This is a genomic window from Corynebacterium sp. KPL2895 (assembly GCF_040225815.1).
GTDB lineage: Bacteria > Actinomycetota > Actinomycetes > Mycobacteriales > Mycobacteriaceae > Corynebacterium > Corynebacterium rhinophilum.
Genome location: NZ_JBEHFY010000005.1, coordinates 48,364 through 69,626, shown reverse-complemented (window position 1 = coordinate 69,626; position 21,263 = coordinate 48,364). Strand labels below are relative to the sequence as shown.

General features: G+C 59.9%; 23 protein-coding genes. 8 read left to right on the top strand and 15 right to left on the bottom strand.

Going from position 1 to position 21,263, the window contains the following annotated elements; all coding sequences use genetic code 11:
• Positions 1–16: 16 nt before the first annotated feature.
• Positions 17–826, top strand: a complete 810-nt coding sequence (locus ABRP95_RS03445; protein ID WP_349838954.1) for a hypothetical protein — start codon at positions 17–19, stop codon at positions 824–826.
• 11 nt (positions 827–837) lie between these two features.
• Positions 838–1,386 (top strand): hypothetical protein, encoded by a 549-nt coding sequence (locus tag ABRP95_RS03440; RefSeq protein WP_349838953.1) that lies wholly within the window; start codon positions 838–840, stop codon positions 1,384–1,386.
• 5 nt (positions 1,387–1,391) lie between these two features.
• Here the strand turns inward: ABRP95_RS03440 and dapF are convergent, their stop codons facing one another.
• Genes dapF through ABRP95_RS03425 form a run of 3 tightly spaced genes read right to left on the bottom strand, consistent with a single transcriptional unit; the run spans position 1,392 to position 3,749 of the window.
• Positions 1,392–2,237: a diaminopimelate epimerase gene (gene dapF / locus ABRP95_RS03435; protein ID WP_349838952.1), complete on the bottom strand. Its 846-nt coding sequence runs from the start codon at positions 2,235–2,237 to the stop codon at positions 1,392–1,394.
• A 10-nt stretch (positions 2,238–2,247) separates the two neighbouring features.
• Positions 2,248–3,147: a tRNA (adenosine(37)-N6)-dimethylallyltransferase MiaA gene (miaA, locus tag ABRP95_RS03430; RefSeq protein ID WP_284769650.1), complete on the bottom strand. Its 900-nt coding sequence runs from the start codon at positions 3,145–3,147 to the stop codon at positions 2,248–2,250.
• Entirely contained in the window at positions 3,129–3,749 is a 621-nt protein-coding gene (locus ABRP95_RS03425; protein ID WP_284782123.1) for a protein-L-isoaspartate O-methyltransferase family protein, read from the bottom strand. Before ABRP95_RS03425 ends, miaA begins: the two co-directional genes overlap by 19 nt.
• Before the next feature lie 136 nt (positions 3,750–3,885).
• Between ABRP95_RS03425 and ABRP95_RS03420 the strand changes: the two genes are divergently transcribed.
• Together ABRP95_RS03420 and ABRP95_RS03415 are read left to right on the top strand one after the other, a co-directional pair.
• Complete coding sequence (locus ABRP95_RS03420) at positions 3,886–5,190, top strand: DUF349 domain-containing protein (RefSeq protein WP_349838951.1); 1,305 nt, start codon at positions 3,886–3,888, stop codon at positions 5,188–5,190.
• Complete coding sequence (locus tag ABRP95_RS03415; RefSeq protein WP_349838950.1) at positions 5,190–6,290, top strand: GNAT family N-acetyltransferase; 1,101 nt, start codon at positions 5,190–5,192, stop codon at positions 6,288–6,290. Before ABRP95_RS03420 ends, ABRP95_RS03415 begins: the two co-directional genes overlap by 1 nt.
• On the opposite strand, the gene ABRP95_RS03410 is transcribed toward ABRP95_RS03415, so the two are convergent.
• From ABRP95_RS03410 to ABRP95_RS03390, 5 genes are all read right to left on the bottom strand, one after another.
• Positions 6,287–6,913 carry an Rv2732c family membrane protein gene (locus ABRP95_RS03410; protein WP_284853255.1) on the bottom strand — a complete coding sequence of 209 codons (627 nt, stop codon included), beginning with the start codon at positions 6,911–6,913 and terminating at the stop codon, positions 6,287–6,289. The genes ABRP95_RS03415 and ABRP95_RS03410 overlap by 4 nt on opposite strands.
• A gap of 23 nt (positions 6,914–6,936) precedes the next feature.
• Positions 6,937–8,463, bottom strand: a complete 1,527-nt coding sequence (gene miaB / locus ABRP95_RS03405) for a tRNA (N6-isopentenyl adenosine(37)-C2)-methylthiotransferase MiaB (RefSeq protein ID WP_349838949.1) — start codon at positions 8,461–8,463, stop codon at positions 6,937–6,939.
• 171 nt (positions 8,464–8,634) lie between these two features.
• Complete coding sequence (recX, locus tag ABRP95_RS03400) at positions 8,635–9,234, bottom strand: recombination regulator RecX (RefSeq protein ID WP_349838948.1); 600 nt, start codon at positions 9,232–9,234, stop codon at positions 8,635–8,637.
• 39 nt (positions 9,235–9,273) lie between these two features.
• Positions 9,274–10,410, bottom strand: a complete 1,137-nt coding sequence (recA, locus tag ABRP95_RS03395) for a recombinase RecA (RefSeq protein WP_005283473.1) — start codon at positions 10,408–10,410, stop codon at positions 9,274–9,276.
• Between the two features lie 181 nt (positions 10,411–10,591).
• Positions 10,592–10,807, bottom strand: coding sequence for a DUF3046 domain-containing protein (locus ABRP95_RS03390; RefSeq protein ID WP_284769643.1), 216 nt, complete (start codon positions 10,805–10,807; stop codon positions 10,592–10,594).
• Positions 10,808–10,937: 130 nt separating this feature from the next.
• On the opposite strand from ABRP95_RS03390, the gene ABRP95_RS03385 reads away from it, so the two are divergent.
• Genes ABRP95_RS03385 through ABRP95_RS03375 form a run of 3 tightly spaced genes read left to right on the top strand, consistent with a single transcriptional unit; the run spans position 10,938 to position 12,831 of the window.
• Positions 10,938–11,501, top strand: coding sequence for a biotin transporter BioY (locus tag ABRP95_RS03385; RefSeq protein WP_349838947.1), 564 nt, complete (start codon positions 10,938–10,940; stop codon positions 11,499–11,501).
• Positions 11,501–12,193 (top strand): energy-coupling factor ABC transporter ATP-binding protein, encoded by a 693-nt coding sequence (locus ABRP95_RS03380; protein WP_284769641.1) that lies wholly within the window; start codon positions 11,501–11,503, stop codon positions 12,191–12,193. The genes ABRP95_RS03385 and ABRP95_RS03380 overlap by 1 nt, the downstream gene beginning before the upstream one ends.
• A 14-nt stretch (positions 12,194–12,207) precedes the next feature.
• Entirely contained in the window at positions 12,208–12,831 is a 624-nt protein-coding gene (locus ABRP95_RS03375; protein WP_284852006.1) for an energy-coupling factor transporter transmembrane component T family protein, read from the top strand.
• 124 nt (positions 12,832–12,955) lie between these two features.
• Here ABRP95_RS03375 and ABRP95_RS03370 read toward each other — a convergent pair whose 3' ends face one another.
• The 4 genes from ABRP95_RS03370 to pgsA all read right to left on the bottom strand — a co-directional run bounded on the left by ABRP95_RS03370 (position 12,956) and on the right by pgsA (position 15,438).
• Positions 12,956–13,813, bottom strand: coding sequence for a PspA/IM30 family protein (locus tag ABRP95_RS03370; RefSeq protein ID WP_349838946.1), 858 nt, complete (start codon positions 13,811–13,813; stop codon positions 12,956–12,958).
• Between the two features lie 133 nt (positions 13,814–13,946).
• Entirely contained in the window at positions 13,947–14,324 is a 378-nt protein-coding gene (locus ABRP95_RS03365; protein WP_005278839.1) for a helix-turn-helix domain-containing protein, read from the bottom strand.
• Between the two features lie 8 nt (positions 14,325–14,332).
• Positions 14,333–14,848, bottom strand: coding sequence for a CinA family protein (locus ABRP95_RS03360; protein WP_284796038.1), 516 nt, complete (start codon positions 14,846–14,848; stop codon positions 14,333–14,335).
• Positions 14,849–14,853: 5 nt separating this feature from the next.
• Positions 14,854–15,438, bottom strand: a complete 585-nt coding sequence (gene pgsA, locus ABRP95_RS03355) for a CDP-diacylglycerol--glycerol-3-phosphate 3-phosphatidyltransferase (RefSeq protein WP_349838945.1) — start codon at positions 15,436–15,438, stop codon at positions 14,854–14,856.
• A 59-nt stretch (positions 15,439–15,497) separates the two neighbouring features.
• Between pgsA and ABRP95_RS03350 the strand changes: the two genes are divergently transcribed.
• Entirely contained in the window at positions 15,498–15,788 is a 291-nt protein-coding gene (locus ABRP95_RS03350) for a YciI family protein (protein WP_284769637.1), read from the top strand.
• Positions 15,789–15,792: 4 nt separating this feature from the next.
• On the opposite strand, the gene ABRP95_RS03345 is transcribed toward ABRP95_RS03350, so the two are convergent.
• From ABRP95_RS03345 to ABRP95_RS03335, 3 genes are all read right to left on the bottom strand, one after another.
• Entirely contained in the window at positions 15,793–16,914 is a 1,122-nt protein-coding gene (locus ABRP95_RS03345; RefSeq protein ID WP_284769636.1) for a TerC/Alx family metal homeostasis membrane protein, read from the bottom strand.
• Positions 16,915–17,083: 169 nt separating this feature from the next.
• Entirely contained in the window at positions 17,084–20,290 is a 3,207-nt protein-coding gene (locus tag ABRP95_RS03340; protein WP_502880349.1) for an FtsK/SpoIIIE family DNA translocase, read from the bottom strand.
• A 272-nt stretch (positions 20,291–20,562) separates the two neighbouring features.
• On the bottom strand, positions 20,563–21,201 hold the full coding sequence (locus ABRP95_RS03335; protein WP_349838968.1) for a TIGR03085 family metal-binding protein: 639 nt from the start codon (positions 21,199–21,201) through the stop codon (positions 20,563–20,565).
• Positions 21,202–21,263 lie beyond the last annotated feature (62 nt).

Here is a 21,263-nt window from a genome sequence, read left to right as displayed (position 1 = left end):
TGGACAAAGCGATACAATGGTGGCTATGGAAACGACGCAGCCTAGGCCAACGACTACTACCCAGAAAAAGAATACCGAAATGCAGGCCATCGGCTTGGATTTCGAACGCTGGCAGGACGCGGTCGAGGCAGCCATCGCCACGGACCGCCTTGCCGTAACCGGTGAGGTCCGAGGTGGCCAGCTCATCCAATACGGTGATCCTTCGGGCGCCCAGCTTAATATCTTGGCGGTAGAGCCCTACGCCACCTTTATCGGTTTCGATGCGGTCACGCAGGGTTTTGCCCACGTAGAGATGTTTAATGACGTGCTAGCGATCATGGACATCATCGATCCATTCGGCACGCCGCTGGCCCAGGTCACGGCGAATCTCGCGCAGGGTCCACTGTTGGTAGAAGAACCGCGCCAGGACTGGCAGCAGGTATCGCTGACCGCAATGGGGCTTGATATCACCACCTACGACTCCCCTTCTGCCTACGAGGCCAAGACCGGTGAGTACCCCGCCCTTTTTGACTCCGAAGGCGCACGCGTCATCGCCTCTGGCTCCGGCGCGCAGGCCCCCACGCCCGCCGCCACCTTTGCCGCCCGGGTGATGGAAGCCGAATGGCGCACCAATGAACTCACCGGCGAAAAGTTCGCGCACCTCGTCATGGACGGGCTTTTCCCCTTCGATCTCTGCCTGCCGGCGGACCGTGGCGAATTGCCGGCCAAGGATTCCGTGATCTCCGGTACGGCCCTGCTCACCGCCGCTATTGACATGCCGTCCGGCGGCTGCGGCGATGGCGGATGCGGTTGTGGATCCGGCGGTTGCGGCTGCGGCGGACACTAGATTTTTAGGCCATGCCTTTCCTTAGCGATCCGCAAAACCGGAGGATACTTGTCTTTATCCTGCTTGTCCTTTGCGCGATCGCGATCGTTGTAACGCTAAAACTGCCCGGCCTCATCATCGCCGCCATGCTGGTGGGCGCGGGCTGGTTCATGCTGCGCACGCGCCCCGATACCGCGGAAAGAAAGGCCCTGCGCAGCTCCATTTCGCTTTCGGCGGACGATATCCAGGACGTCATCGCCGAATTCGAGGAATTCGAAACGTCCACGGAGGCCGAGCCGCTTGCGGATCGCACGCTGTACCGGCCAGCACTGCTGGACCTCGACTGTTCCCACCCCGCCATCGATGCGTTCCACTACGAATTGGCTGGGGCGCGCCGCTTCCTCCGCCGGCTCAATATCCGCGTCCACGCCCACGGCATGCGCACGCAGGACTTGGAAGCCCTCCTCCGCGTCACCGATGAGCGCGCCCGCGAGCTGAAAGAATCCTGGCTGGCGGCCCGCCGCGCGGCCTTCCGGCTCGGCCCGGATTACCGCACGCGGCAGATCGACGACGAAAACTAAGGCCCTTACAGGCTCGTTTCGCCCGTCGCGACGATGGCGGACGGGCCCGTCAAGCGCGTGCCGCCATCATAGACCTCGACGGTGACCTCGCCGCCGGGAACGTGGACATGGACGGTGCCGAGGGCTTGGGCGGCATCGGCAAGCGCGGCGGTAGCTGCCGCGACCGTGCCCGTACCGCACGACTGCGTCTCCCCAACCCCGCGCTCGAAGACGCGCATATGCACGTGCCCCTCCCGCAGCGGGGTCACCAGCTCAAAATTCACCCCGCCGGGAAAGAAGGACTCGTCGTAGACCGGCGCCGTGAGGTCCTTGGCGGCCAATGCTTCCGGTTCGAGGCCTGGAATGACGGCGGCGAGGTGCGGGTTGCCCATATCCACCCCGAGGCCGGCGTAGGACTCACCGCCCACGGACGCGGTAGATACCCCGGTCACGCGCGCGGGCCCCATCTCCACGGTGACGCTAGCGGCAGTGGCATCGCAGGAATGCACCGTTACTTGCTTGGCGCCCGCCCGGGTGCCGATGGTGAATGCGTCCTCGCTAACCAAGTCGTGCGAGCGCAGCCAGTGGGCAAAGACGCGGGTGCCATTGCCGCACATTTCCGCCACGGACCCATCGGCGTTGCGGTAATCCATAAACCAGTCGGCGGAATCCACCCCGTCCGGAAGTGCCGCCAACTCGCCCGCGTCCACGAGGGCGCCGGCGCGCACAACGCGCAACAGGCCATCGCCGCCGATGCCCGCCCGGCGGTCACACAGCGCCACCACGCGCTCCGGTGCAATCGGCACGTCGGCGTCGAAGTCTTCTACGATGACGAAGTCATTTTCAGTTCCATGGCCTTTGGCAAATTTCATGCCTTCTACCCTAGCGCCGAAGCGCGTGCAAAGCCTCGGCGGTAGTATCGCCCGCGGCATCGAGCCAGGTAATGCGCTTATCGCGGTTGAACCAGGAACGCTGGCGGCGCACGTACCGGCGGGTGCCAGTAATCGTGCGTTCTACCGCATCCTCCCACGTCAGCTCGCCGCGCTGGGCTTGTAGCACCTGCGCATAACCAATCGCGCGGCCGGCGGTGGAATCGGCCACAAGCCCCTTGTCCTGCAGGCGCTCTACTTCTTCGACGAGGCCTTGCTCAAACATGAGGCGCGTGCGCTTTTCGATGCGCGGGTTCAACCACTCGCTATCTGTGCGCAGCCCCAGCAGCTTGGTTCCCCACCGAGGCGGGCCATTCTTCGGCGGCTGGCTGGCCTTAAAGGGCTTGCCGGTCAGCTCGATGACCTCGAGTGCCCGGACGGTGCGCCGGGGGTCTTTGTCCTCAATAATGGCGGCTGCGGCCGGATCGACGCGTGCCAGCTCGGCGTGGAGTGCGTCGGTTCCGATATCGGCGCGGCGGGCCTCGTATTTGGCACGGACCTGCGGGTCGGTGGGCGGGAATTGCCAATCATCCACCAACGCCTGGGCATAGAGCATGGATCCGCCGACGAGGATGGGCGTCTTACCGCGGGACATGATGTCCTCGATATCGCGCAAGGCCGCCTGCTGATAGCGCGCCACGGAGGCGGTTTCCGTCACGTCCCAGACATCGAGCTGGTGGTGCGGAATGCCTTCGCGCTCTGCGGGGGAAAGCTTTGCGGTGCCGATATCCATGCCGCGGTATAGCTGCATGGAATCGACATTGACCACTTCCCCACCCAGTTCATGGGCTAGGGCCAGCCCGAGCGCAGATTTGCCGGAGGCGGTGGGGCCAACTACTGCGATGGGGCGCATATTACCTCCCAACCAGCCACGTAGCGGCCTACTCCGAGGGTGGCATCCGTCGCCCGCACCTGCGCGCGCTTGGGCGTGCAGCCAGCAAGCTCCAACCAGAGCTCCGGCTCTTCCACGCCACGTTGCTGAAGCCACTCGGCATTGCTGCTTGCCGATGCCCCCATCAGCACCTCCTCGCACCACCGATGCGCCTCCTGCGCGCCGGGGATAAGGGCCAGCGGTGCCCTCTCGGTAAGACCTGCGCTGCCGTCTGCGACCACAACGCTCAGGACCTTAGGGTCTGGCGCGCCCAGGCGATCGCGGCTATCGCGGACCGTTATCTGTGGGACCGTGGATAAGACGTAGTGGGCCATGATCTCTGGCAGGTAGCTTCCGGCGCCCACGTGCACCTGGTGAGCACCCCATGCGCGCAGGCTTCCGGTATGGCTGGTATGCCAGCGTGGAGAGCGGGATCCGATAATTTCTGCCTCGTTAATGCCGGCGGCAGCGGCTTCAACCGCGAGCGTGCGCGCCGCCGCGAGCAGTGCCCGCGAGGCGGCGTCGTTGGGAGCTAGCTCGACTGCCAGCGCCGGCGAGGCGGGCATAACCATGAGATTGAACATTATTCCTCCATACTATCTACCCAAGAGGAGGTAATTAAATAGATTCTAGGCACACAGCGATTTTTCGCGGTAATGTAACCAGTGATTTCATCCGGCAGCCGTGACGCGCGGCGATATATGTCTAGGAGGGCTTTCCATGTCTCCCACCCCTACTCCAGGTTCCATGCCCAAGAAGGGCCCCCGCCCTACAGCCAAGCCCGTGCCCGTTCAATCTCCGAGCAAGAACGATCCAGCCAAGTGGGGGCGCGTCGATGCCGATGGGTCCGTCTTCGTTTCCGCCCCCGAGGGCGAGCGCAAGATTGGGGAATGGCAGGCAGGCTCTGCGCAAGAGGGCCTCGAGCACTTCGGCGCCCGCTATGACGATCTAGCCACCGAGATCGAGCTTTTGGAGGCTCGCCTGCGCGCCAACCCCAGCGAAGCCGCAGGAATCAAGCAGACGGCCGCGGAATTGCGCGAGACCCTGCCTACCGCTGCGGTTATTGGCGATATCGCCGCATTGGATCGCCGCCTGGGCGCGGTTATCGATCACTCCGTTGTGGCCGGGGAGCAGGCGCAGGCGGATAAGGAAAAGCGCCGACTGGATGCCATTGCGGCGAAGGAAAAACTCGCCGCCGAGGCGGAAGAGATTGCCGAAAATTCCACCGAATGGAAGGCCGCCGGTGACCGCATCCGCGCCATTTTGGAAGAGTGGAAGCAGATTAAGGGCATCGATAAGAAGACCGATGACGGCCTGTGGAAACGCTACTCTCGCGCCCGCGATGCCTTCAATAGGCGCCGCGGTTCGCACTTTGCAGAACTCGATCGCGCCCGCGCGGCGGCGCGAAAGAAGAAGGAAGAACTCGTCGAGCGCGCTGAAGCCATCCAGGACTCCACCGACTGGGGCCCTAGCGCCCGCGCCTACCGCGATCTCATGGCGGAGTGGAAGGCGGCTGGCCGCGCCCCACGCGAGGTCGATGACCAGCTGTGGGCAAAGTTCCGCGCGGCACAGGACCGCTTCTTTGATGCCCGCAATGCCGTCAACGACGAGCGGGACCGCGAGTTCGCCGAAAACGCCAAGGCAAAGGACGCGCTGCTTGCGGAATACGATAGCCTGATTGACCCATCGCAAAGCATGGACAAGGCCAAGGCTAAGCTGCGCGAGCTGCAGGAAAAGTGGGAGGAAATCGGCTTTGTGCCCCGCAATCAGGTGCGCGAGTACGAATCCAAGATCGAGCAGCTAGAAAAGCGCGTCACCCAGGCGGAAGAATCCGAATGGCGGCGCACCGACCCTGAAGCGCAGGCTCGCGTGGCCCAGTTCCAGGCCAAGGTGGAAGACTTCAAGGCCCAGTCCGCGGCCGCGGAAGCTAAGGGCAAAGAGAAGAAGGCCGCGGAGCTGCGCGCGCAGGCGGAGCAATGGCAGGAATTTGCCGATGCCGCTGCCAATGCCGTCAACGATAAATAGTGCACCTCGTTCAGATTGCGCGCCCCACCCAGGTATCCGAGGCTGAACCGGCGGATTGCATCCGATCCTTTGTTTTCTGGGCAAACCTGGCGGCGCAGGAAGCCAGTGGGGATGCGGCGGCCTCGACCTCGCCTAGCCGCGTGGTGCACCGCCTGCAAGGTTCGGGCGAATCGCAGACCTACCTTTTCGCCGTGGTCGATGCGCCGGCGACGCTCGGTCCTGTCTCCGAGCTTGGCCTGCCCCAAATCCCCGCCACCGCACCGAGCCCCGAGCTGGACTATGTAGGATTTATCCACATTAGCCTGCCGCTTTTAGAAGAGCGCAATGCCGCGGAAATCGAGTGCGTCCTCTGCGATCTGCCACTGCCCGGAGAACCCCTTGATGCCAAGGGGCAGAAGGTGGCTACCTGGATGGGAGATACCGCCTTAAAGATCACCCAACAGCTCGGCCGCAGCGTCGCGCACGTGGGTCTGCTGCACCCGCCGGAGACTTCGCCGGAGTACGACGCGATGGCGGAGGTCTATCAATCCCTGGGCTTTACGCAGCGCCATAGTGAGCGGCAACTAACCATCGATATTCCAGAACAGTCGGCTGCTGCCCTCTTTCCGCCTGGGCTTTCGGCCGCGGTATGGCAGGACTATGCCATTCCGGAAGAACACATCGACGATGTCATGCGCCTTTTAACGGTCGCCTCCGCAGATGCCGATACCGGCACCCTGTCCACCGAACCCATCGTGTGGTCTCGGCAGCGATTGGAGGAGGCGCACCAACGCCTGCGTTCGCGGCGCGGACATACGTTGCTCGTAGCGCTCATTGATGACGCCGGCGACATCGTGGCGCTCACGGAACTGGCGCGCCATGAGGCTGCGGATCCGGAGGTCTGCGAATGGACCCTCACCGTCACCGACCGCGACCACCGCCGGCAAGGCTTAGCACAATTGGCAAAACTCACCGCCCTGCACGAGGTCCACCGAGCGTGGCCGCAGGTGCGCCGCTGCTATTGTTCCGTCGCCGCCGGTGACGCAGCTATGAACGCGCTATATGCACGGCTCGGGGCGCGGGAAATCTCCCAATCCTCAGCCTGGGAGCTGCACCTTTAGCCCTCCTGCTGGTGACGGTGGCGCTCGGCGGCTTTCTTGCGGCGGTCATCGATAAGCATCTCCTGCGGCTGTGGGGACGCAATATCGGACTGGATTTTGCCTACCTCATCCAGCTGGCCCGCCGAGGCGCGGACCTTCTCCTCGGCCGCGCGTTGCTCCGGGCTGCGGCGCAGGGCGACGAGGCTAAAGCCCAAGAAGGCCAGGAAGGTGGCCAGCATGCCCACCCACATGCCAATGGCCGGGCCGTCTGCGGTGGAGCCGCGGTACCAAAAGCCCCACAGGTTGACGAAGAAAGAAACCGTCACCATCATCCACGCAATCAGCCCGAGGGTGGCGCGGCGGGTCAGCAAGGTCGCCGTCGTCAGCACGCCCACGCCGAGTAGCGCGAGCCACGCGGAGACGGTTTCCATCAGCGAGATCTTCACCCCGTCATCGGTGGTGCCAAAACTCAGAACCTGCCACCCGTGGGCAGAGCCGGCATAAGGAACGATGAGGTAGACAATATAGGCCGCCACAGCGATCAACAGCGTCAGCTGCTGCCCACGCAGATCCATGGTTTGTGCTGCTCGGCGCTCCGCCTGTGCCGCCTCCTGGGCGGCGCTGGTGGTATTTCGCTCTGTCATGGCACCCTAGCCTACTCCCCCGGTTAGCAGCCGCAGGAATCCGCTGTGGCAGCGCCGGCGGGCTTGCCGATGCCCGGCAGTCCCAACCCCACCCCAATGGGAGCGGTAGTGGGGGTTTGGCCCGCCGCCGACATGTCGCCGGCCTTGGTGCGGGTGTGGGTGGCTACTGCGGCATCGGCAAGCAAGAAGAACGAGCCTGCACCGGTGACCTTGGTGCGCACGACGTCGCCTGGGCGAATCTCGGCGGAGATATCCGCGCCGTTGTCGTCGATGGGGCTAAAGTGCACGAGGCGCCCATCGCGAGCGCGACCCGACATGCGGTGGGTCTCATCGTTCTTGCGCCCGCCTTCAGCCTGGACCAAGAGCTCCACCTCAGTGCCCACGAGCTTCTGATTCTCTTCTGCCTGGATGCTATCCTGCAGCGCAACGAGCCGCTCGAAGCGATCCTGGACGACTTCCTTGGGCACTTGGTTTTCCATCTCTGCCGCGGGGGTGCCAGGGCGCGGGGAATACTGGAAGGTAAACGCCGAGGCGAAGCGAGCGCGGCGAACCAACTCCATGGTGTCCTGGAAATCCTCTTCGGTCTCGCCCGGGAAGCCGACGATGATATCGGTAGTAATCGCCGCGTTTGGAATCTTCTCGCGAACCTCATCGAGAATGCGCAAGAACTTCTTCGTGCGGTAGGAACGGCGCATGTCCTTCAAGACCTTATCCGATCCGGACTGCAGCGGCATATGCAGCTGCGGGCACACCGCCGGGGTTTCCGCCATGGCGTCGATAACATCTGAGGTAAATTCTGCCGGGTGCGGGGAGGTAAACCGCAGACGCTCGAGGCCATCGATCTTCCCCACCTCGCGCAGCAGCTTCGAGAAAGCGAAGCGATCGCGCGGCATTTCTGGATCGGCGAAATTCACGCCATAGGCGTTGACGTTTTGGCCCAGCAGGGTGACCTCAGAGACGCCCTGGTCCACCAGCGCTTGTACCTCGGCCAGGATATCGCCCGGCCGGCGGTCCTCTTCCTTACCGCGCAGGGAGGGAACGATGCAGAAAGTACAGGTGTTATTGCAGCCTACGGACACCGACACCCAACCCGCGTAGGCGGATTCGCGCTTAGCGGGCAAAACCGAGGGGAACGCCTCTAGCGAATCGACGATTTCTACCTGGGCTTCCTCGTTATGGCGGGCGCGCTCGAGGAGGGTTGGCAATGCCGCCATATTGTGGGTGCCGAAGACGGCATCCACCCACGGTGCGTTGTCAAGGACAGTGTCCTTATCCTTTTGCGCAAGGCAACCGCCCACGGCAATTTGCATGCCTGGGTGGTTCTCCTTCGTCTTCTTCAATGCGCCCAGCGTGCCGTACAGGCGCTTGTCGGCGTTTTCGCGGACTGCGCACGTATTAAAGACGATGAGATCCGGCTCCGTGGCCTCGTCGGCGGCCGCGTAGCCAGCTTCCTCAAGCAGGCCAGAGATGCGCTCAGAATCGTGCACATTCATCTGACAGCCGAAGGTTCGGACTTCATAGGTACGGGTTTCAGGAATTGTCTGCTCCACGTCGGCATAGTCTAGCCATCACCCAGAACAACTCATAACCGTCGCTGCTAGGCGCCCATGAAGACTGGAAGATGAGACCAGGGCGTGGTGCACTGCGTTAGGGTGCGCACCCGCTGTGCGTGGGGATGCGCGCGCGAGTGCCTAGGTTAGTGTCCCACTAGGCGTACGGATTTAAGGAGAAGACAGCTCCTCGCAACGCTCCTCGAGGGCGCTAATGGCAATGTTCAAAGACATTCCCTCGTTGAACCCACGGCGCGCCAATACGCCTACGATTCTGCGCAGCTCCTTATCCCGTTCCTTCCTATCTGCAGGAACGGATTTCAGGCTGCGCGCCTTCTTTTCCGCCAAGGCTCGGGCCATAGCTTCTTCATCGGCGGCATCTATCTGCTCGAGGGCTTCGTCTCTATCCGCTTGGCTTACGCCCTTGTCTCGGAGCTCGCGGTCGAGGACGCTGCGCGATTTCCCCCTCCGCTTGTGCCGCTGCCGCACCCATTCGGCGGCAAAGGCAGCATCGTTAATGAGGCCCGCATGCGCTAAGTCATCGAGGACATCTTCAACCACCTCGGGGTCGAATTCGGCTTGTACTAGACGGTCATACAATTCCTGACGGGATCGCGAACGTTGATCCAGCAAACCCAAGGCGCGGGAACGAACCTTGGATTTTGCCTCCTCCGCCTCCCGATCAAAAAGCCCGCCCCCGGCTTCTCCTTTTTCATAGGCGGCAAGGGCCTGGCGGAGTTGCTCTAACTTTTCAGGGGCGGGTTGATTCATAGCGCGGGTTAAAAGCGATGGGATTGCAGGTGGACAGGATTAGTCGTCATCGAAGTCGACGTTCGGGACCAAATCTACGGATTCATCCGTCAATGGGTCATCGGAGCCGGGGACATCCATGGCGGTAGCTTCTTCACCATTTGCCGCCTCTTCCCCAATGCCGAGCTTCTGGAAGATCTTCTTTTCGATCTCATTGGCAAGGTCTGGGTTGTCCTTAAGGAAGGAGCGGGCCTTCTCCTTACCTTGGCCCAATTGATCGCCTTCGTAAGTAAACCAGGAGCCGGACTTGCGGATGAAGCCGTTTTCTACGCCGAGATCAATGATGGAAGACTCCCGAGAGATACCCTCGCCGTACATGATGTCGAACTCGGCGATCTTGAATGGTGGGGAGACCTTATTCTTTACCACCTTGAGCTTTGTGCGGTTGCCAATGGCGTCTTGGCCATCCTTCAGGGTCTGGATACGGCGGATATCGCAGCGCACGGAGGAATAGAACTTCAGCGCCTTACCACCGGTGGTGGTCTCCGGGGAACCGAACATCACACCGATCTTTTCGCGCAGCTGGTTGATGAAGATTGCGGTGGTACCGGAGTTGTATAGCGCACCGGTCATCTTGCGCAAGGCCTGGGACATAAGGCGAGCTTGCAGGCCCACGTGGCTATCGCCCATCTCGCCTTCAATTTCCGCCTTTGGGGTCAACGCCGCCACGGAGTCCACAACGATAATGTCGATGGCGCCGGAGCGCACCAGCATATCTGCTATTTCTAGGGCCTGCTCACCAGTATCAGGCTGGGATACGAGGAGGTTATCGGTGTCGACACCTAGCAGGCGTGCATATTGGGGGTCGAGGGCGTGCTCGGCATCGATAAACGCTGCAATGCCGCCGTCTTTTTGCGCCGAGGCAATTGCGTGCAGTGCCACCGTCGTCTTACCAGAGGACTCTGGGCCATAGATTTCCACAATTCGCCCGCGGGGAAAGCCGCCAATACCCAGTGCCACGTCGATTGCCGTGTTGCCGGAAGAAATGGCCTTGATGGGCGGGCGGTCATCATCGCCCAAGCGCATAACGGCGCCTTTGCCATAATCCTTTTCGATCATGGCCATAGCTGCATCTAGCGCCTTCTGGCGGTCATCTCCCTTGGTTGCGGCTGAGGATGATTTCTTTTTCGTTGCCATTGTTATAAATCCTTATCTCGTACGACACTGCGTGAACACTTAATTAGACTGCTGCAGAGCCCTAAATGGTTCCGCCCTCATTGCAATCCCACTGTAGTCGCCCACACCGACACTCCAACTAGAGTACATACATCTGTTCGAATATCGAAAATGGACACGCATTTTCAGCTTTTCTCAGTCCCTATAAGGTTGGGTAATCTACGCCGAGACGGCGCTCTTGGGGGACATCGAAGTCATCGCACAGCCCTATCCATACACGGCGGGGATCGACGCCACGTTCGATAAGTTCATCCGGCGTTCCATTGAGCGCAGATAAAACATGCGAATGGCTAATCCACGCCCCTTTTGATTCGCCAAATTCATCCACAACCAATTGGTGGTACTCCGTCAATCGCATGCGCGCAATCCTACCCACCACCATGGAAATTTTTCCAAAGCCTTTACCAGGACCCTAAAAATGTTGTACTTGAACAACGTTCAAATATGCATGTCTACAGCGCCTTTACCCAAGATGCTAATCTTTTCCCATGCAGAATAACTCCGTGGCAACCACCATTGCCTATGTTGCGGTATTTACCGCCCTCGTTATCGTTTTAGCCTTCGTTTCTATCCCCGTAGGCACCGCCGGCGTCCCCATCGTCTTGCAAAACGCCGCGCTCATTTTGGCCGGACTCATCTTAGGCGGCAAACGCGGCGGCTACGTTGGGCTCCTATTCCTCTTTCTTGGTTTGGCATTGCCCGTTTTGGCAGGCGGTGGCACCACGCTCCGCGCGCTCGCCGGCCCCACCGTGGGATACATCGTCGGATACGTGCTCTCCCCAATCGTCGCAGGCGCCATTGCTTACCGCGCCCCACGCGGAAAGGGCGGCATGACCATTGTTCTCGCTATCGCGGCCATCGCAGGCCTCCTGGTGCAGTACACCTGTGGCGCGATCGGCTTGATGCTTCGCTCCGGATTGGACGTCGGCCCGGCCATCGCGGCGCAAGGCCCGTTCGTCCTCGTTGACACTGCAAAGCTCATCGTGGCCATCATCATCGCCGTCGGTGTTCACTCCGCATTCCCCGACCTGATGGGTAAGAAGGCCTCCTAGTGCCCACCATCGACTTTTCCTCGGTGACAGTAACCTTTGATGAGACGGTGGTCCTCGATGACATCAACCTCACTTTAAGCGAGCAGAGGATCGGCATCATCGGTCAAAATGGTGGCGGAAAGTCCACGCTGACCCGGCTAATCAATGGCCTGGGTGAGCCCTCCGCGGGTACCGTCACCGTCGACGGCATAAGTCCCAGCGAGCAGGGCAAAAAGGTGCGCGAAAAGGTGGGTTTCGTCTTTTCTGATGCAGAAAATCAGATCGTCATGTCCAACGTGCGCGATGACATCGCTTTTTCGCTGCGCCGTTTCAAGTTATCTAAGGCCGAGCGCACTGCGCGAGTCGATGCCGCCCTAGAGCGGTTCGGGCTTCTAGACTTCGCCGAACGTTCCCCGCACACGCTATCTGGTGGACAGAAACAATTACTCGCCTTAGCCGCCGTACTGGTCATTGACCCGGTGCTCATCATCGCCGATGAGCCAACGACGCTGCTCGACCTTCGCAATCGCGACCGCATTAAGCGCGAGTTCGCACAGCTCGACCAGCAGCTCATCGTGGTTACTCACGATCTGGAATTTCTCACGGATTTTGACCGCGTCATCTGCATCGATGACCACAAGGTTGCCGCCGATGGAGCTCCCCAAGAGGTCATCGATTTTTACCGAGACCTCATGGCGCAACGGCCACTCTAGAAAGTCACCAACTAATGACTCGCCGCAAAACCAATATTCCGCTTTCCGTGTATGTTCCGGGCACGACGGTAATCCACCGGATGAAGCCCAGTTGGAAAATACTCATCCTGTTGGTATTTATCCTGGTTACCAGCATCTTTTTCGACTCTTTGCCGTGGGCTGGCGGCGCGGTAATTGCCGCAGCGTTGACGTATATCGTTGCCCGCATTCCCCCACGGATTGCGTGGAGCCAGCTCTGGCCGCCCCTGATAATCCTCATTCCTCTTGCCGGGTTCCAGTGGTGGGCGAAAGATTTTGGCTACGCCGCCGTGATGTTCCTCAACATCTTGGCCGCCATGATTCTGGCCTTCTTATTAACTCTTACCTCAACGGTCGACGCGATCATGGAGTCCCTGGAGGAATCCCTCCAGCCGCTTAAACGATTCGGCGTCCCAGTAGAGAACATCAGCTTGGCGATGTCCCTGACAATCCGCCTCATCCCCCTCATGTTCGAAACGGTCTATGAGGTTCTCGATGCACGGAAGGCGCGCGGGGCTGGGTTTTCCCCCTCGGCGTTTGTCACGCCCGTCATCATCCGCTCTATTCGGCGCGCTCAGGCCATTGGCGAGGCCCTCCAGGCCCGCGGCGTCGGAGACTAAGGCAACAAAGGCACACGCCCGACTAGCGCCAAAAGCCTCCGCCTTCCCCCACCGCTCGGAGCGGGAAAGGAAAGATCGGAGGCTTTTGCGCAGTTTGCGTAATGAAGAGCGAGGGGTGAGGGAGTTACTCTCCGCGTAGCTCGCGCAGGCGGGCCTGGACGGCGTCATCATTCGACGTCGGCTGAGCGGCCTGATCCGCAGCGGAACCAGAGGCCTTATTGCTCTCGATGGCCTGAGTGTGGTTAGCTTCTACGGACTTCGTGGAGTTCATCTCGCTACGGATCTGCTCCAAGCGGGAGTGGCCGGCCATCTGGATGCCTGCTTGCTGAACCTCCGCCATACGGTTTTCTACAGAATTTTCCGCCAATTCCGCCTGCCCCAGAGCCTTGGAGTAACGGCGCTCAATCTTATCGCGCACGGCATCGAGCGAAGGCGTGTTGCCGCCGGCCGAGAGCTCGTTCATGGAGTTCAAAGACTCAGTAACCTTTTCCTGCATCTTTGCCTGTTCCAGCTGCGATAGCAGCTTCGAACGCTCATCAACCTTCTGACGCAGTGCGGCATTATTGCGTTCTACAGCGCGCTTTGCCTGCTCAGCTTGTTGCAATGCCTGGTCATGGAGCTTCTTCGTGTCCTCGACAGACTCCTCTGCGGTAACCAGCTGAGCGGCAAAGGCCTCAGCGGCGTTCTCGTACTCCACGGCCTTGCTCTCATCGCCATTAGCGCGTGCCTTATCGGCAAGTTCGAGCGCCTGGCGGGTATTGCCCTGCAGCTTTTCAACCTCGGCGAGGCGTCGGTTAAGTTGCATCTCCAGCTGGCGTTGATTGCCAATGACCGCCGCGGCTTGCTGCGATAGCTCTTGATGCTGACGTTGGGCATCTTCGATGGCCTGCTCAATCTGAATTTTCGGATCGGCATTCTCCTCGATTTTATTATCGAACAGTGCCATGAGGTACTTCCAACCCTTAACAAATGGATTCGCCATTATGCTCTAGACCTTTCTAAGGAATGTGGGAATGCGTCGCGTTGTCGTGTTTATAGTAACCCAACGCCTAGGGCTCTGCCGCCACTAATCGCAGGTATCCACCGCGGCTACTCTCTTTAGAGTCGCGCACGCGTTAAAGCTCAGAAGCAGCCGGCGCAGTATGCGCGAGCTCTTCATCCATCGAGGGCAGCGCCATATAACCAGCAGCCTCGATCAGGACATCCGATACAGACGCGTCGAGCGCATGGCACACGGAGGCCAATAGCTCAGAAGAAACTTCCTTGCGGCCTCGCTCGAGCTCCGACAAGTAGCCCGGTGACACGCGGGCAACGCTAGCCAATTCGCGTAGAGTAACTGACTTATCCGCGCGGAATGCACGCAGGGTCAAGCCCAATGCTTCACGCAATAGTGGCTCGGGTGCGCGGGCAGGTTGTGGCGCCGATGGTGCCGCTGCCGCAGGTTCCGCGGCAGTCTGCGCCGAGTGGTCGAGGACTGCTGTAGAAATGTTCATCGTAAGTTTTAACGCTCCTTCGATGAAATTTGTTCCCCACTGGTAGGAAAATTTTTGATGACCGCACCAAGTTGGGCGATCGCTGCTCCTACCGTGGCGTTTCTAATTTCGTTGCGTGCAGTACCCAAGTCGCGCAGGCAATAAGACTGCGCTATGCGGTCGGCAGAATAGATTCCTAAAAATACCGTGCCGGGATCTTTTCCTTCTTGTTTGTCCGGCCCAGCAACACCGGTAAGCCCTATCCCCCAATCGGCCCCAGTTTCCGCGGTGGCGGCGCGGGCCATATCGACTGCGGTTTCACCAGAGACGACGCCTACGCGTTCGATCTCTGAGACTGGTTTATGCAAGAAGTGAGATTTTACCTCGGTGGCATAGGTGATAAGGCCGCCACGCAAGACGGCAGACGCCCCAGGCACCGAAGCGATGGTAGCGCTGGCTAAGCCGGCGGTCAGTGATTCACAAAAGGCCACGGACTCGTGGCGCGCTGTCAATAAGGCAACGAGGTCAGATTCTGTGAAGGTCATTGCGTTTAGCTATTTTGCTTCTGGCCGTCGATGAGATACTGCACACCGGTAACGACAGTTACCACAACGGCCATCCACATGATGAAGGAGGTAGGAATATCCATCCACGAGGGAAGCGGCCACAAGTATAGACCCACGGCGAAGGACTGCAGGACGGTCTTCAACTTGCCGCCTTTAGAGGCCGGGACGACCTTTCCGCGGCGCAGCAGGGCCATGCGCCAGATGGTGATGCCGAATTCTCGGATCAAGATAATGATGGTGATCCAGACCGAAAGCTGATCGACGATATTAAGGCAGACCAGCGCTGTGGTCATGAGCGCTTTATCAGCAATGGGATCGGCAATCTTGCCAAAATCAGTAATCAACCCGCGGGCGCGGGCAATATCGCCATCGAGCTTATCCGTGAGCATTAATGCGGCGAAGACGCCGAAAGACCACCACTGGTGGCCGCCGATGACCAGCCATGCAAAGACCGGAATGAAAACGATACGCAGGCAGGTAAGGACATTTGGCAGATTCCAATTAGAGACCTGCGGATTCACATCCGAGGACTGCGCTGACTGTGCTCCGGGTTGATTCACCCTATACATACTACCCGCTTGGGTTCTGGTCTCGCGGCACACTCCCCCGAGAATTTATACTGGGAGGTATGAAATATTTTGCAGTCAATTATGAATACAACCCAGCCAATCCAGAGATAGCGAAGGTGCGCCCTGCCCACCGCGAGTTTACTGGGAAGTTATTTGATGGGGGCACCATCGTGGCCTCGGGACCGTTCACGGATTCCCAGGGAGGCGCACTCATCATTGTGTGCTTTGACGATGATGACACCCAGGTTGCCGATGTCATCCAGCTGATGAACGGTGACCCCTTCTATCAAGAAGGATGCCTCCAGGGCCGAAGCTTCCGCGAGTGGAACCCGGTCAAAGCCCGCTTTTAGCCCCCTAGTTGGGTAGATCTTCTTTGGGCAGCTCCTCGGCCTTGCCCAAGTAATCCCCGCGGGTATTGCGCACGATCTTATTTCCTTCCTCATCCCAGTCGTAGCGGTTGTGGGAGACAGCCACTACGCCTTGGGTCTTATCGCGCATGTTCTTAATAACCGATGCAAGAACGGTGATGACCAGAACTCCAACGATGACCACTAGCGAGCCGATGGTGGAAATTTCCGGCACGGATTCGATATTGTCGCCGCCATTGATAAACGGCAGGTTATTCTCATGCAATGCGTGGAAAAGCAGCTTGACGCCGATAAAGCCAAGGATGATGCCCAGGCCGTAGGGCAGGTAGACGAGGCGGTCCAAGAGGCCATCGATAAGAAAGTACATTTGGCGCAAGCCCATCAGTGCGAATGCGTTGGTGGTAAAGACCAAAAACGCCTCCGAGGTGATGCCGTAGATTGCCGGAATGGAATCGAAGGCAAACATGACATCGATAAGCCCAATGGACACCAGCGCCACAAACAGCGGCGTGAAAGCAAATTTACCCTTCTTTGAGCCATCGTACGCACGGTGGGTGAGCTTGTCCCCGTGGTACTGCGGGGTAACATCTACCGCCTTGCGCACGAGCTTGATGATGGCCATATCGTTCGGGTTGGTCTCCGGCGCGTCCCGAATCTCATCGATGACCAACTTGATGGCGGTATACAGCAAGAAGATGGCGAAGAGGTAGAAGATATCGGACCACGCCGCGATAACCGCCGCGCCCAGCAAGATAAATACCAAGCGAAAGACCAGGGCGATGATGATACCGATGAGCAGCACCTTTTGTTGATATTTGCGCGGGATTTTAAACGATCCCATGATAAGCGCGAATACGAAGAGGTTATCCACAGAGAGCGCTTGCTCGGTGACATAACCGGTAAAGAACTGGATGCCGTGCTCATGGCCCCAAACGGCCCAGACGACGCCGCCAAAAACTACGGCGACGGCAATATAGAAAAGGGTCCACAGACCCGACTCTTTCAAGGTGGGCTCATGTGGGCTGCGCACGTGAGAATAAAAGTCGAATATAAAAAAGGCTAGAATCACCGCACCGGTGACCAGCCACACCCACAATGGGACGTTCATCGCGAGATCCCTCCGGTCGAATTTACTTTAAGAAAGTGACCGGAGGTCTCCCCCGCCCAGCGACTATTCCTTGCTGGGCCGACACGACCGGGAGCGCCAGGCTACCGTGTTGACGATCTATGCCGTATGTGGGGTACTCCCCTCCAAGACCGTGACTATCTTACACTACTTAGAATGCTCCGGACGATGGGTTATAGGTTGCTTGCACCGTCCGCGTATCGGAATTGGGCGCATCGGGGGCATCGGAAGTAGCAGACTCTGCAGAATCGCCCGCATCATCGTCTGCCTCTTCTTGGTTCATCTCGTCCTGGATTTCCTTGGGAGCCTCGGCAGGATCGGCGCCCTTAATCATCCACAGGATGGTGTCGAGCTCTTCGGGCTTGACCAGAACCTCGCGGGCCTTGGAGCCTTCCGATGGCCCCACGACACCGCGCGATTCCATCAGATCCATCAGGCGACCCGCCTTGGCAAAGCCGATGCGCAGCTTGCGCTGCAGCATCGAGGTGGAACCCAGCTGGGCGGTGACCACCAGCTCGACGGCCTCGAGGAGGTCATCCATGTCCTTGCCAATGTCATCGTCGATCTCCTTCTTCGCCTCAGACTGCTTTTCCTCGGTCACGCCCTCGGTGTAGTTCGGGGCGGCCTGAGATTTAGCGGCCTCGACGACATCCATAACCTCGTCATCGGAGACGAATGCACCCTGCATGCGCACTGGGCGCTTGCCCTGCGGGATAAATAGACCATCGCCCATGCCGATGAGCTTTTCCGCACCGCCTTGGTCCAAGATGACACGGGAGTCGGTCAAGGACGAGGTGGCAAAGGCCAAGCGGGAAGGCACGTTGGTCTTGATAAGGCCGGTGACCACATCGACGGACGGGCGCTGAGTAGCAAGCACCAAGTGAATGCCGGCGGCGCGGGCCTTCTGGGTGATGCGGACGATGGAGTCCTCGATTTCCTTCGGGGCGGTCATCATCAAGTCCGCCAGCTCGTCGACGACGCAGACGATATAAGGGTACGGCCGAACCTCGCGCTCGGAACCTGCCGGGGCCTGGTATTCGCCGGAGACTACCTTGCGGTTATAGTCCTCGATCTTGCGCACGCGCGCGGCCTTCATATCCATGTAGCGCTGCTCCATCTCCTCCACCAGCCATTGGAGGGCCGCGGCGGCCTTCTTCGGCTGGGTAATAATGGGCGTAATCAGGTGCGGGATGCCCTCATACGGCGTGAGCTCGACCATCTTTGGATCGACGAGGATCAGGCGTACCTGCTCCGGGGTGGCGCGGGTCAGCAGCGAGACCAGCATGGAGTTCACGAACGCGGACTTACCGGAACCGGTAGCGCCGGCAACCAGCAGGTGCGGCATCTTCTGCACGGAAAAGGATGTATATTCGCCCTCGATATCCTTGCCCAGGCCAATCAACATTGGGTCCGGGGAAGACGTCATGCTGGGCGCGTCCAAGACCTCGCGCAGGTGGACCATTTCGCGGTCCGGGTTAGGCACCTCAATGCCCACCGCGGACTTGCCTGGAATCGGCGTAAGCAAACGCAGGTTATCGGTCGCTACGGCATAGGCCAGGTTGGATTGCAGGTTCGTAATCTTTGAGACCTTCACGCCTGGTCCAAGTTCAATCTCATAGCGGGTCACCGTGGGGCCACGGCTAAAGCCCGTTACCTGAGCATTGACGTTGAACTCTTCGAAGACATCAGTAATGGCCTCAATGATGCGGTCATTGATCTCGGTGCGTTCCTTCGCAGGCGTACCAGGGGTAAGGAGATCTGTAGAGGGCACCGCATAGTTGTCGTTGCCAAACTGCGCTGGGGCGGGCGCTTGGGGTTGCGCGGCAGGCTGCTCCGCCGCAGCGGATTCTACCTGTGCGCCGGTGGCGGCATCGCGACCAGAGCGCTCACGGAACAGGCGCCGAGCCTCCTCGTGCGCCGAAGACACGGCATCAGATCCGGCCTTGGCAGCACCTGCGGCAGCCGCGCCCGCGGCGGCTCCAGCAACACCTTTGGCTTTGCCAGCGGCACCAGCAACACCAGCCACCCCAGAAGCAGCAGCACCAGCGGCACCCGCGGCTCGACCAGCGCGCGAAGCTGCATCGCCCTTCTTGCGGCCGGCGGATGACCCGCCAGTGGCAGCACCCAAAACGCGGGTGGGCTCGCTTTCTGGCAACGCCGGTTGGGTGGATTCCGCGTCGTCAGTGTAGTCAGCGTCGTCTACTGCTGGGAAGGCATCGGTATCCCCAACCTGGGAGTCCGCGCCGTAGCCCAGCTCTTCGTCGCTGCGGTCCACCGGCTCATAGCCCGCGCGGACTGGGGTGTTGAAGGCGACGGTGTGGTCGTCCTCGGGGACTTCGGCAAGCGACTGCACCGGATAGGAGCTGCCAGTCTTGCGCGGAGTGGACGTGCTGCGGCGCTTCGGGGCGGAGCGCTCGGAACGCTCGCGGCCATGCGCAATATCGTCAATATCGCCAGATACGTGGCCGTAAAGATCGTCTTCGCCAGCATCGTCGTAGTCCGCCTCGCTGCCACCAAAGCGGGAAAAGGCCGAGCGCAGCGAATCCGCAACGAGCTCATAGGCCTCGCGGATGGTAATACCCGTAACCAGCAGCGCGCCGTAAATGATGACGAGGAAGAGCAGGGGTACTGCGACATACGAGGTAAACGCAGCATCCAGAATCCCGCCAATGGCAAAGCCCACAACACCACCGGCCCCGCCCGCGGTATCGGTGGTAAAACCAAGCGGCGGATTACCGGCAAAGATGTGGATGAGGCTCAGCATCGCCAGCACGATGATCGACGTGCCACCGGCAATACGCGGATTGATGCGACCGGATGGACCGTCCATTTCCATCATGAACGAGATGGCCAGCGCGACGAGCGCAATGGGAAGCACCCACGCACCGGCGCCAATGACGTAGCGCACCAGATTACCCACCCAGGCACCCACCTGGCCGGCGACGCCAAACCACACGGTGGCGGCGAGGACGATGGATACGCCAATCAGTACTAAGGCAACCGCATCCGGATTATTGACGCGGAACCCACCCTGGGAAGATGGCGCGGCCTCCTCGGCAGCCTGTGCTTCCTCCTCGGCCGCGATATCACGCGCGCGAGTTACCTTGCTTTTCTTCTTTTTCCCGGCGCTGTCAGAAATTTCCTGTGGCTCCCTTGTTCTCTCGAAATCCTCCGTGCCGTCTGCAGGTGCATCCTGGCTCGGCTTTAAGCCCGCAAGGCCATTTCCTAGGCCGCGGGCGACATTGCCCATTCCGCGCGCGGTGGCACCAAATGCAGAGCCAAGCCCCTTGCCGACGGCCCGAAATGCGCTCCCCGTACGCTCCTGCGTCGTTCCTGCCGCGCGCCCAGACGAGGTCATCTCCAGGGTCTCTGGCACACCGGCGCTGGACTGGCTGCGGCCAGACGGGCGCGACCGGTTGGCTTTCCGGGCAGGCGCGCTTTTCGATGCTCGCGTCTGGTTGCGGCGCGATCCGCGCGAGGAGGCATTTTTGACAGACATGTCATTTACCTTAACCGGAAAACCCCACAAATCACATACGCCACACGCGTGGCACGGTCAGCAAACTGGAAATTATGCAGTGTCTGCGTCAAAATGTTGCCGCCTGGCCAGAAAAAGTGCCTATTTCTAGGCTAGAGGGTTGACATTTCAATGGCGGACTCATCGCCATTGATGGTGACTTGGACAACGTCGCGCCCGTACGCCCACCGCAGTAGTTCCCCGACCTCCCCGCTTACGCGGACCACGCGATCCCCGCGATCGGCTACCCCGTGTTTGTCTGCCACGACGATGCGCGGCATCCCGTCCGGTTGCAGAATCACCGGCTGGGTGGACTTGCGCAGGCTCAATTTGGCCCAGATATTCAAAAAACGGTGCAGCTTCTTCTGCACGGCCACTGAAAAGTCGCGCGGTTCGGTCTCGCCATTGGCGCGGCGGATATCCTCGTGATGGATAAAATGCTCGGCCAAATTCTGCTGGGCATCGAGAAAGCGTGCGGGGTTGAACTTTGCTGGTCCCCTCCCCCAGGCATCGACAAGCTCATCGAAATCACGGCGGGCAACCTTGGCGGATTCCTTTTCCAGGTGGGGCTGCAGGACCGAAAGGAACATGCCCGCGGCGGCATCGGGACGGTTTTCGCGCACCCACAGGTGGGCAACTAAGTCGCGCGTGGTCCAGCCCTCACACAGCGTGGGGGCGTCTGGACCTAGTTGATGCAAAAGCGCGACCATCTTGGCGCGTTCGGAAGATGAAAACGACATGTGCCCCAGCATACCGAGGTCATCGAAATGCTGGGGCACAGAAACTATGCCGGAATTAAATCCTTTTGTAGGAG